The sequence below is a fragment of the Nocardia sp. NPDC057455 genome, from assembly GCF_042802775.1.
In the GTDB taxonomy this organism is placed as follows: Bacteria; Actinomycetota; Actinomycetes; order Mycobacteriales; family Mycobacteriaceae; genus Nocardia.
The window spans coordinates 17,293-28,127 of sequence record NZ_JBHVDM010000089.1; the positions used below are offsets into that span (position 1 = coordinate 17,293).

Here is a 10,835-nt window from a genome sequence, read left to right on the forward strand (position 1 = left end):
CTTTCCTAGGTGTTTGGTGTCCTTGCTCTTTGCAAGTCTGGTGAATCAACCCGCCGCGCGGGCCGATTCATCCCGTCGTCGACGGAACGATCTAGATCTTCGCGACCTGGGTGAACGCGAGCTCGACCGGGGTCTCGCGACCGAAGATCGACACGAGCACCTTGAGCTTCTGCTGTTCGGCGTTGACCTCGGAGATGCTGGCGGGCAGCGTCGCGAACGGGCCGTCCATGACGGTCACCGACTCGCCGACCTCGAAGTCGACCTCGATGACCGGCTTCGGCGCGAGCTCGCCACCCGCGGACTCGGCGGCCGACGCCGCGGCCGACGCCGCGGGCTTCTTCTGCTGCTGGGCGGCCGGGACGAGGAACTTCACCACGTCGTCGATGGACAGCGGCGACGGACGGGAGGTGGCACCGACGAATCCGGTGACACCGGGGGTGTTGCGCACCGCGCCCCACGACTCGTCGTTGAGTTCCATGCGGACCAGGATGTAACCGGGCAGCACCTTGCGGTTGACGTGCTTGCGCTGCCCGTTCTTGATCTCGGTGACCTCTTCGGTGGGCACCTCGACCTGGAAGATGTAGTCCTCCAGGTCCAGGTTCTGCACGCGGGTCTCGAGGTTGGCCTTCACCTTGTTCTCGTAGCCGGCATAGGAGTGGATCACGTACCACTCGCCGGGGGCGCGCCGCAGCGCTGCCTTCATCTCGGCGACCGGATCGGCGGGCTCGGCATCGACGGGGGCGGCAGGGGCGGCGGACTCAGCGGGCTCAGCGGGCTCCGATTCCTCGACCGCGGGCTCGTCGGTCGCGAACTCCTCGACGGAGTCGGTGGGCTCGGCCACCGCGTCGTCGGCCGGGAACTTGTCGTGTGTGTCGTTCTCCGGGGTGCTCACTGGGGCACTCGCTTCCTGTGTCGTCACGTACATCCTCTGCGTGCCGGGCCGGGCGCACGGCGAAATCGCTTCCACCCGTGTCCGACCCGGGATCGGCTACCGGCGTCGGCGTAGTTCAGCTAGCCGAACAGCCAGTTGACACCCTTGATGAACGCCAGATCCAACCCGCTGATGTACGCGACCATGAAAATCACGAACACCAGAACAACGCTCGTATAGGTGACCATCTGCTTCCGGTTGGGCCAGATCACCTTGCGCAGTTCCGCGATGACCTCACGCAGGAACTTGATCAAACGCTTGAACGGATTGCCCGTCGTCTTGCGTTCGGCCCGATCGGTTGTCTTGGCTGCCTTCCGCGACGGACGGTCGAGCGTGGCGATGGTGCCCGTATCGACCTGCGAGGACGCAGTGCGGGTCCGCCGGGCGGATCGCTTTCCGCTCGGTCGTGTCGCTGCGGCGGTGTCGTCGCCCTCGTCGGCGGCATGTGCGCCGCGGCGAGTGTCCCGCTCGTCGCTCACGCCTTCTCCTCGCTGCGCTCGGTGCCGCCGTGCGCGATGCGCGCTGTGCCAATGGCTTGCTCGCTACGCTCGCTCACGTCGATCCTCTCTCGTCGCTGGCATCCAGGGCAGGGGCGACAGGACTTGAACCTGCAACCTGCGGTTTTGGAGACCGCTGCTCTGCCAGTTGAGCTACGCCCCTTCGGTCGGACGATATTGGCTGTCCAACCACTGTTCGATATTCAGTTATGCCTAGGTGTCACACAACACGCGCGCCACTCCGGCAGTTGCCGGCCCCTTGGACGATCCTCGCGGACCGCCTGGAACCAGCCCCTCAGAGCAGCGCGCAGCGGCTGGCGACCCCAGAAACCTGAGTGTACGTTACCGTGCGCGCCATTAGCCAATCCGGGCCGCCGTTGCTGGTCAGGTCAGTTGCACCGTCGCGGTGGCGCGGCCGAAGATCTTCTTCCCCGCCGCCTTCGCGACGATGGCCACGACCGCGGTCCTGGTCTCCGGATCGACCGATTTGACCTTACCGGTGTACTCGATCTCGGCGGCCTCGTCGGAGCCCACGTAGACCGGGCTGGTGAAGCGGACGTTGTACTCCTTGACCGCTCCCGGATCGCCGAGCCACGAGGTGACGAACCCGCCACCGAGACCCATGGTCAGCATGCCGTGCGCCACGACGTTCTCCAGGCCGACGAGCTTCACCACCTCGTCGCTCCAGTGGATCGGGTTGGCGTCGCCGGAGACGCCCGCGTAGTTCACCAGATCGCCGCGGGTGAGCCGGACGATGCGCGCGGGCAGCTCGTCGCCGGCCGAGACGTCCTCGAACCGGATGGCCTGCTTCGTGCGCACCCCTTCCGCGGGCGGTACGACCGCCGCGGGCGCCTCGGACACCGCGAGCGAGCTGCGCGGGTGGTGCCCCGGCGCGTCCTCGTCGATGCCGTGCATCAGCACGTTGCGGACGGCGGCGTTGAGATTCGGGTCGATGTCGCCGCCGCTGCGGCCGACGAGAGTGGTGTAGGTGGTGAGCACGAGCTCGTCGTTCTGCGCGGTGACGATGTTCTTGGTCACGATGATGTCGCCACCGAATGCCTGCCGGAACGAGTGCAGGTGGACATCGCAGGTGAGCTGGTCGCCGACCCTGATCGGGCGATGGAATTCCAGGATCTGGTCGGTCTGCATGATCTGGCTGAGGTCGTAGCCGGTGACGACCTCTTCGAACAATTTGCGCTGCGCGAGAATGCCGACCAGGGAGATGAAGGTGACCGGCGCGAGCAGGTTGTCGTACCCGTACTCCTGCGCCGCGTCCTCGTCCCAGTGCACCGGGTGGTAGTCCTGCACGGCGCGGGCGTACTCACGCACCTTCTCGCGGCCGACCTCGTAGTAGTCGTCGACGCGGTAGTGGTGACCGACCATCGCCGCGGCGTTCGCCGCGGGGTCGAACTTCTCGCCCGTCTGGACCGCTTCGTGTGTACCGGTGTTGATTGTCACGGGAGGACTGTACCTATCTGACCCCGTCACCCGGAGTCTGCGGAGCGCTCATTACCGCACCCACACCGTGAAAATGCGTCAGGGCCGGACAGTTGTCCGGCCCTCGCGGTGCCACGGCCCGAGATACCGGGATGCGACTCCCGGCGCTACACCACGCGGTAGTTCACGCGTGGAGGACTAGCGGGATTCGCGGTGCGCCCGGTGCGTGCCGCAGTTCGGGCAGAACTTCTTCAGCTCCAGCCGGTCCGGGTCGTTGCGCCGGTTCTTCTTGGTGATGTAGTTGCGGTGCTTGCACTGCTCGCAGGCCAAGGTGATCTTTGGCCGGACATCGGTGGACTTCGCGGCCACGATATGCCTTCTTTCCGGTACCTGATGGTCTTGTATCGGTTGTGGTAGCGATGGCCGGACTTGAACCGGCGACACAACGATTATGAGTCGTTTGCTCTACCGACTGAGCTACACCGCCACGGCGTCGCATTGCCATGGTGCCGAGCCCGCACTACGGGAGCGATGCCGAGTCGGTCACCACCGGCAATCCGGCGAGCCCCCTAACGGAATCGAACCGTTGACCTTTTCCTTACCATGGAAACGCTCTGCCGACTGAGCTAAGGGGGCATGACTACTTCCGCACCGAGCCCCAAGCACTCGACCTCAGCGCGGTGAAGTCTTGAACGAGGTTACACACTCACCGGTCTCAGCGCCAAACCGCGTGGTCAGAAGGGCTTTCTCGTCGCAAAAATCGCAGCGTTTTCGCGGCGCCGAACCCGGTCAGTGCGGCTTCAGTGACGCAGCTGTGCACGGACACGCGTGCGGCAAGCGAAAGACGTCGGTCACTCGCCGCACGCGTGTCGATAAAACACGCGTGACCAACGCAACCACCGGAAAGCGGTCCGGGGGCGAGGCCCCGCCGGGCGGGGCGTGGGGGTTGCATCTCCACAAGACAAACAAAGTGAGCCCTGTACGCGCTTTTTCGCGTACAGGGCTCACTCAGCGAACGACGGTGGCAGGTGTAGGATTCGAACCTACGTAGGCTTTCACCGACAGATTTACAGTCTGCTCCCATTGGCCGCTCGGGCAACCTGCCGTTCGCGCATTGTTTCGCGCGCTGAGCAGAATACATCGAACCCACACCCTGAATGCAAACCGGCTGGCTATCGGCCCTGCGACACGACTACCCTCGGGTCTCCGGGTAGAACTGACGATGGCTGGAAGCGTCCCGCTCAGCTCACCCGTCGGACCGTCAGAACAGGAGCGCAGCGTGGCTGATTCGTCTTTCGATGTCGTGAGCAAGGTCGACCGGCAGGAGGTCGACAACGCCCTGCATCAGGCGGAGAAGGAACTCGGCACCCGCTACGACTTCCGCGGCACCGGCGCGTCGATCGAATGGTCCGGCGAGGACAAGATCGTGCTCACCGCGGAGGCGGAGGAGCGGGTCAAGGCCGCGCTGGAAGTGTTCAAGGAGAAGCTGATCCGCCGCGACATCTCACTGAAGGCGTTCGACGCGGGTGAGCCGGTTTCCTCCGGCAAGGTGTATAAGATCACCGGCTCGCTGGTGCAGGGCATCGACTCCGAGCACGCGAAGAAGATCTCCAAGAAGATCCGCGACGAGGGCCCCAAGGGAGTCAAGGCGCAGATCCAGGGCGACGAACTGCGGGTGAGCAGCAAGAAGCGCGACGATCTGCAGGCCGTGATCGCTCTGCTGAAGGGCGAGGATTTCGGGATCGCGCTGCAGTTCGTCAACTACCGCTGAGCGGCGGGACGGAGCGCGGCCGGGTCGGTCGCGTTCAGCGTTTCCACGAGGGTGTCCTCCTCGTAGGTGAAGTGGGTTTCCAATTCCATCGCGAGACGGTCGAATTCGGTGAGCAGCCGTGCCGGGTCGCCCGGCTCCGTGGCGTCGAGGAGTGTCCGCAACGCGGTCAACGCGCCGGCGACGACGCCGTGTTCGCGATTGAGCCGGTCGATCACCGCAGCGAGTTCGGGATACAGCCGGACCAGGGTGGCGAAGACGCCGTCCTCGCTGTTGTGATGTTCGCCGAGCGCACCGCAGAACGCGAGGCAGTGGGCGCGCAGATCTTGCGGCAGGACCGGCCTGTCCACCACGCCCGGTGCGCGCAGGTGCCGCTCGAGACCGGTCCGGACGGCGGCGAGGTCCCGACGCAATCCGGCATGAACGTGGCGAAGGTGATCGCCGATGGCCGCCGCGCGCTGTTGCGCGGGCGCGGCCGCGTCCGGTGACCCGGCCAGTGCTGTCGCGCCGGCGACACCCACCGCCGCGGTAGCGGTCGCGCCCGCTCCCAGCAGAAAGCGGCGCCTGTCCGCCCCGCTCCGTGCAACCGGCTCCAGCGCGACCACGGGGATGGTCCGATCGGTCGCCGCTCGATAGGCGGCGAAGGCCGGATCGTCGCTCGCTTGGGCGGCATGGTGGCGGTCCCGCTCGGCGCCCTCGAGCACTCGGGCGTTCGCGGTGTGGGTCTCGATCCGCTCCCCCACTCCGATCTCCACGGTCACCTCCGGATTCGCCCGCACGTTGTGAAACCAGGCGGGATGGGTGTCCGCGCCCGCGTTGGACCCGAACACCAGGACGCGCGCGCCGTCCCGGCGGTAGACGACCGGCACGGTGTGCTCGCGTCCGGTTCTCGCTCCGACGGTGGTGAGCAGCATCAGCGACGCCCCCTCGAACATTCCGCCGACTCTGCCCGCGTTCGCACGGAACTCCGCGATGATCGCCTTGTTCAACTCCCCCGGCCGCACCTGCTCCGGATCGGTCATGTCCGTCATGTTCGCTGCCCCTTTCACGGCGCGACGCACACACCGCGACCGCCGGTTATAGCCTGATGATGAAGTCACATTTTTGCTTTGCAAGCAAAAATGTTTTGTAAGCAAAGGCTACGAAGGGGCGGCCGGCATGTCAACCGAGGAGAGGCCCGGACTCGGCGTGGACGAAGGCATCCGCACGCTGCTACTGCTCATGCCGCGCGTGGTCGGGCGGGCCAAGAAACTGGGGGTTCCGAGGGAACTCGAATCGTTCTCGCTCGCCCCTCGGCACTTGTCGCTGCTGGCCAACCTGGTGTTCGACGGACCGACCACGGTGACCGACCTGGCGGCCCGGCTCGAGGTGGCGCCCACGACGGTGAGCTTGATGGTCGGCGAACTCAGCAAGCAAGGCGTGCTCGAGCGCGGCACAGACCCGGACGACCGGAGACGCACGATCGTCGCCATCGCACCGGCGCACGAGAAGTCCGTGCACAAATGGCTGGGGCGCAGCGCTCGGGCCTGGCGTACGGTGCTCGAGCCGCTCACCGCGCAGCAACGGAAACTGTTCGTCGACACGTTCCGCGCGTACGAAGACCAGCTGGCTTCGGACGACTGACGCTGCCGGAACTCAGTACCGGCGCGGGCCGCCTGCCATCTCCTCCAGCCGGGCGATGCGTTCGTTCATCGGCGGGTGGGTGGAGAACCAGCGCGCGACCTTCTCGCCGGGACGGAACGGGTTGGCGATCATCAGATGCGACTGCGCCGCCAGCCGGGGCTCAGGCGGGAGGGGGGCGGTGTGGACGCCGCGTTCGATCTTCCGCAGCGCCGACGCGAGCGCCAGCGGGTCGCCGGTCAGCTCGGCGCCGGACTGGTCGGCCTGGAACTCGCGCGAACGCGAAACGGCCAGCTTGACCAGCGACGCGGCGATCGGACCGAGCAACGACACCAGCAGCACGGCGAGCAGGTTCGGGCCCTCCCCGTTGCGGTTGCCGCCGAACATCGACATGTACACGGCCAGGTTCGCCACGCCCGAGATGACCGCCGCGAGCGCGCCCGCGATCGAGGAAATGAGGATGTCGCGGTTGTAGACGTGGGAGAGTTCGTGGCCGAGCACGGCCCGCAATTCCCGTTCGTCGAGGATTTGCAGGATGCCGCTGGTGCAACAGACCGCGGCACGGCGTGGATTCCGTCCGGTGGCGAAGGCGTTGGGCGCGTTCGTCGGGCTGATGTACAGCCGGGGCATCGGCTGCCGCGCGATGGTGGCCAGCTCACGCACGATCCGGTACATGACCGGGGCTTCCAGCTCGCTGACCGGCTGCGCGTGCATGGCCTTCAACGCGATTTTGTCGCTGTTGAAATACGCGTAGGCGTTCATGCCCACCGCGAGCAGGATCGCGACGATCAGGATCGTCGGGTTGCGGAACAGCGCACCGATGAACACGATCATGGCGGACAGGCCCACCATCAGCGCGAAGGTCTTCAGCCCGTTCGCAAACCCGTGCCCGTGCATACGTCTCCCTTGCCGCTCCCCCGTTCACCGAGTCGCCTTACAGCAGCTCAACGAAAGAAGCTTCAGGCAAAGTTCCGGTGAATCCCGCACCGCGGCGAAAACACGATCTCAACCCACGCGTTCGATGGTGTAGCGGACCAGCCGCTCCAGCGCGTCGTTGGCCGGGCCGTCGGGCAGGGCGGACAGCTCGGCGTAGGCGAGGTCGGCGTAGCCCTGCAATTTCTCCTTGGCCAGCGCCATACCGCGGGAGTCGGCGAGCAAGGCGAGTGCCTCGTCTACCTCGTCGTCGGTTTCCAGTGGACGGGCCAGCAGCTTGCGCAGGCGGTCACCTTCGGCGCCCTCCTCGCGCAGCGCGTACAGCACCGGCAGGGTGTGCACGCCCTCACGCAGGTCGGTGCCGGGTGTCTTGCCGGACTGCTCGGACGCGGAGGAGATGTCGATGATGTCGTCGGAGATCTGGAAGGCGGTGCCGACCGCGTCGCCGAGACGGGCCAGCCGTTCCACGTGCTCCGCGTCCGCGCCGGAGAAGGTGCCGCCGAAACGCCCGGCCGCGGCGATGAGCGAACCGGTCTTCTCCCACACCACGCGCAGGTAGTGCTCCACCGGGTCCTGGGATTCGCGTGCGCCCATGGTCTCGCGCATCTGCCCGGTGACGAGTTCGGCGAAGGTCTCGGCGATGATGCGCACCGCATCGGGGCCGAGGGTGGAGGTGAGCCGGGAGGCGTGCGCGAACAAGTAGTCGCCCGCGAGGATGGCGATGTTGTTCCCCCACCGCGAGTTGACGCTAGGGGCGCCGCGGCGCATGGAGGCCTCGTCCATAACGTCATCGTGGTACAGCGTGGCCAGGTGCACCAGTTCGACCACGGTGCCCGCGGTGATCAGGGCGGGATCGGTGGGGCGCGGGCCGAGCTGTCCGGTGAGGATCGTGAAGAGCGGACGGAAGCGCTTGCCACCGGCCCTGGCCAGGTGCAGCGCGGCTTCCTGAAGGAATTCCGCACCGTCGGACAGCTCCTCGACCAGGAGTTTCTCCACTTCGGCCAGGCCGTCGCGCACTGTGTCGGCCAGCTCGACGTCACCGAGGTCGACCCCGGCCACGACCGTGTTCACGTCGCCCGCGGCTGAACTGTGCCCGCCGTGCGCCGTGTCCATGATTCGCTCGCTGCGCTCGCTCATGGCCGATGTGCTCATTTCTTCTCCCAGCGATGCGTCCGACCCCACGGTAGAGAACCTAGCGTGTCCCCGTCGGATGGCCCATGAACACCGTCACTCTGTGGTGTATCGACCACTCTCGCGTCGCGTCGCCGGTGATCGTCCACGACGCGAGCGCGGCCGCCGTCGACATGGGCGAGCGGGCCCTGCGAGTATGGAGCGCATGGGTGCACCGGAAGCGAGTCCCGCGGGCGACGAGGACGCGTTGCCCAGCCGAGCCGAGGTGCTGGTCGTCGGCGCGGGCCCGGCCGGATCGGCGTCGGCGGCTTGGGCGGCGCGGGCGGGACGGGACGTGGTGCTCGTCGATTCCGCCGTCTTTCCCAGGGACAAGACCTGCGGCGACGGGCTGACCCCGCGCGCGACCGCCGAACTGGAGCAGCTCGGCCTCGGCGAATGGGTGCGCGCGCACATCGTCAACCACGGCCTGCGGATGGCCGGGTTCGGCCGCGAGGCGCTGTTGAGCTGGCCGGGCGGATCCTTCCCGACTTACGGAAGCGCGGTTCCGCGAACCGAACTCGACGACAAACTGCGCGAGACGGCGATGAAGTCCGGCGCGCGCATGGTGGACGGGACGAAAGTGGTCGACGTCACCCGCGAGGGTGACCGGGTCACCGGCGTGACAGTGCGAACAGCCGACGGCACGCGCACGATCGCCTGCCGGACGCTGGTGGTCGCCGACGGGGTGCGTTCACCGATCGGGCGGTTGCTCGGGCGCGTCTGGCATCGGCAGTACGCGTACGGCACCGCGGCGCGGGCCTACATCAAGTCGGGCCGTAGCGACGATCAGTGGATCACCTCGCATTTGGAATTGCGTGACGCCTCCGGCGAGCTGGTTCCCGGTTACGGCTGGGTGTTCCCGCTGGGCAATGGCGAGGTGAACATCGGGGTCGGGTCACTGGCCACGGAACGCCGGCCCTCGCACATCGCGTTGAAGCCCTTGCTCGCGCACTACACCGCGCAGCGCACGCAGGAGTGGGAATTCGAGGGCTCGCTGCGCGCGGTGGCCTCGGCACTGCTGCCGATGGGCGGGGCGGTCTCGAACGTCGCGGGACGCAACTGGGTGCTGATCGGCGACGCCGCGGGTTGTGTGAACCCGCTCAACGGCGAGGGCATCGATTACGGCTTGGAGGGCGGTCACCTGCTGTCCGAGCTGCTGGACGAGCCCGACCTCACCGCGATCTGGCCGCAGGTGCTGCGCGACCGCTACGGACGCACGTTCTCCGTCGCCCGCCGGATCGCGGGCCTGGCCACCCACCCGCGCATGGTTCCGCTGGGCGGTCCCCCCGTCTTGCGCTCGAAGTACCTGCAGCGCACCGCCGTCCGGGTGATGGGCAACCTGGTGACCGACGAGGACGTCGACCTGACCGCACGGGCCTGGCGGATGGCCGGCCGGGCGTCGCTGCGTTTCGACGAGCGTCCGCCGTTCGCCTAGGAACGGGGATGGTGCGATGGGCGAACAGCGAGCGCGCGGATTGCCCGCGCTGTATCTGCTGCCGCATCTGCGCCGAGCCAAGGACCTGGCGGACCGCCATTATGCCGAGCCGCTGAATCTGGACGGGCTGGCGGCGGCCGCCGGGGTGTCGAAATACCACTTCCTGCGCGCGTTCGCCGCGGTCTACGGCTTGACTCCCGCCGCGTACCTGGCCGAGCGGCGCATCGAACGCGCCCAGGATCTGCTGCGCGCGACCAATCTCACCGTCACCGAGGTGTGCATGCTGGTCGGATACAGCAGCCTCGGTTCGTTCAGCAGCAAGTTCCGGCAGCTGGTCGGCGTCACGCCGTCGGAATACCAGGCGAAGTTCGCCGACGGCGCTCCGCGCATCCCCGGCTGTTTCGTCTTCATGCACGGGCTGTCCGACCGCAGACCGCCCGGCTGAGCGAACGGCGCAATTTCGGAGAAGCCGGTGGTGGGGCACGGGCCATAGCGTTGCCCGCATGACGACGATTACGAACGTTTCCCTGGTCACGGTGTACGTCACGGACCAGGATGCGGCCAAAGAGTGGTACATCGACAAGCTGGGGTTCGTGGAGACCGCCGACGTCACGATGGGCGACAACGGTTTCCGCTGGGTGACCATCGCCCATCCCGCGCACCCGGAGCTGGAGATCACGCTGATGATCCCGGGCCCGCCGCTGGACGAGCACTACGCCGACGCCGTGCGGCGAGCGCTGGCCAACGGCACACACGGCTCGCTCGGCCTGCGAACCGAGAACTGCCAGAAGACCTTCGAGGAGCTGACCGCCAAGGGGGTGGAGTTCGTTCAGCCGCCCGCCGAACGGCCCTACGGGACCGAGGCGGTCGTCCGGGACAATTCCGGGAACTGGCTGGTCCTGGTGGAGCGGAAGGAATACTCACCGCAGGACTTCGCCTAGGACGCGACGGTGTTGCCCCGGCGCGCGCCGGGGCAACACCGGTGTTCATGCGGTCGGCTTCGCCGACAGCCACTCCTCGATGAATTTGCGCTCGCTGTTGAGC

At 67.0% G+C, this 10,835-nt stretch carries 12 protein-coding genes and 4 tRNA genes; 5 read left to right on the forward strand and 11 right to left on the reverse strand.

Features of this window, described 5'->3' with window-relative positions; translation table 11 throughout:
• Positions 1–91: 91 nt before the first annotated feature.
• The 8 genes from nusG to ACFU5M_RS27640 form a co-directional block, all read right to left on the reverse strand.
• Positions 92–892: a transcription termination/antitermination protein NusG gene (gene nusG / locus ACFU5M_RS27605; RefSeq protein WP_379053822.1), complete on the reverse strand. Its 801-nt coding sequence runs from the start codon at positions 890–892 to the stop codon at positions 92–94.
• A gap of 119 nt (positions 893–1,011) precedes the next feature.
• On the reverse strand, positions 1,012–1,410 hold the full coding sequence (gene secE, locus ACFU5M_RS27610; RefSeq protein ID WP_379053814.1) for a preprotein translocase subunit SecE: 399 nt from the start codon (positions 1,408–1,410) through the stop codon (positions 1,012–1,014).
• A 108-nt stretch (positions 1,411–1,518) separates the two neighbouring features.
• Positions 1,519–1,591: transfer RNA gene (locus tag ACFU5M_RS27615), tRNA-Trp, on the reverse strand.
• A gap of 221 nt (positions 1,592–1,812) precedes the next feature.
• Entirely contained in the window at positions 1,813–2,880 is a 1,068-nt protein-coding gene (locus ACFU5M_RS27620) for a fused (3R)-hydroxyacyl-ACP dehydratase subunits HadA/HadB (RefSeq protein WP_379053823.1), read from the reverse strand.
• A gap of 183 nt (positions 2,881–3,063) precedes the next feature.
• Positions 3,064–3,234, reverse strand: coding sequence for a 50S ribosomal protein L33 (gene rpmG, locus ACFU5M_RS27625; RefSeq protein ID WP_011211653.1), 171 nt, complete (start codon positions 3,232–3,234; stop codon positions 3,064–3,066).
• Between the two features lie 42 nt (positions 3,235–3,276).
• Positions 3,277–3,352, reverse strand: a tRNA-Met gene (locus ACFU5M_RS27630).
• Positions 3,353–3,428: 76 nt separating this feature from the next.
• A tRNA-Thr gene (locus ACFU5M_RS27635) sits at positions 3,429–3,501 on the reverse strand.
• A gap of 386 nt (positions 3,502–3,887) precedes the next feature.
• A tRNA-Tyr gene (locus tag ACFU5M_RS27640) sits at positions 3,888–3,970 on the reverse strand.
• Between the two features lie 174 nt (positions 3,971–4,144).
• Here ACFU5M_RS27640 and ACFU5M_RS27645 point away from each other — a divergent pair.
• Entirely contained in the window at positions 4,145–4,636 is a 492-nt protein-coding gene (locus tag ACFU5M_RS27645; RefSeq protein ID WP_062968288.1) for a YajQ family cyclic di-GMP-binding protein, read from the forward strand.
• On the opposite strand, the gene ACFU5M_RS27650 is transcribed toward ACFU5M_RS27645, so the two are convergent.
• Positions 4,627–5,664 (reverse strand): nitroreductase/quinone reductase family protein, encoded by a 1,038-nt coding sequence (locus ACFU5M_RS27650; protein WP_379053815.1) that lies wholly within the window; start codon positions 5,662–5,664, stop codon positions 4,627–4,629. The two genes, ACFU5M_RS27645 and ACFU5M_RS27650, sit on opposite strands and share 10 nt — an antisense overlap.
• A gap of 127 nt (positions 5,665–5,791) precedes the next feature.
• Between ACFU5M_RS27650 and ACFU5M_RS27655 the strand changes: the two genes are divergently transcribed.
• Positions 5,792–6,256 (forward strand): MarR family winged helix-turn-helix transcriptional regulator, encoded by a 465-nt coding sequence (locus ACFU5M_RS27655; RefSeq protein WP_379053816.1) that lies wholly within the window; start codon positions 5,792–5,794, stop codon positions 6,254–6,256.
• A 12-nt stretch (positions 6,257–6,268) separates the two neighbouring features.
• Here the strand turns inward: ACFU5M_RS27655 and htpX are convergent, their stop codons facing one another.
• Both htpX and ACFU5M_RS27665 read right to left on the reverse strand, forming a co-directional pair.
• Positions 6,269–7,150: a zinc metalloprotease HtpX gene (htpX, locus tag ACFU5M_RS27660; RefSeq protein WP_379053817.1), complete on the reverse strand. Its 882-nt coding sequence runs from the start codon at positions 7,148–7,150 to the stop codon at positions 6,269–6,271.
• A 108-nt stretch (positions 7,151–7,258) separates the two neighbouring features.
• Positions 7,259–8,299, reverse strand: coding sequence for a polyprenyl synthetase family protein (locus ACFU5M_RS27665; protein WP_379053824.1), 1,041 nt, complete (start codon positions 8,297–8,299; stop codon positions 7,259–7,261).
• 223 nt (positions 8,300–8,522) lie between these two features.
• Here ACFU5M_RS27665 and ACFU5M_RS27670 point away from each other — a divergent pair, with 223 nt between their 5' ends.
• The 3 genes from ACFU5M_RS27670 to ACFU5M_RS27680 are packed head-to-tail and all read left to right on the forward strand — an operon-like array spanning position 8,523 to position 10,732.
• Positions 8,523–9,791, forward strand: a complete 1,269-nt coding sequence (locus ACFU5M_RS27670) for a geranylgeranyl reductase family protein (RefSeq protein WP_379053818.1) — start codon at positions 8,523–8,525, stop codon at positions 9,789–9,791.
• Between the two features lie 16 nt (positions 9,792–9,807).
• Positions 9,808–10,236: a helix-turn-helix transcriptional regulator gene (locus tag ACFU5M_RS27675; RefSeq protein ID WP_379053819.1), complete on the forward strand. Its 429-nt coding sequence runs from the start codon at positions 9,808–9,810 to the stop codon at positions 10,234–10,236.
• Between the two features lie 58 nt (positions 10,237–10,294).
• The gene (locus ACFU5M_RS27680) at positions 10,295–10,732 is read left to right on the forward strand and encodes a VOC family protein (protein ID WP_379053820.1); all 438 of its coding nucleotides are present in this window, start codon (positions 10,295–10,297) and stop codon (positions 10,730–10,732) included.
• Positions 10,733–10,835 lie beyond the last annotated feature (103 nt).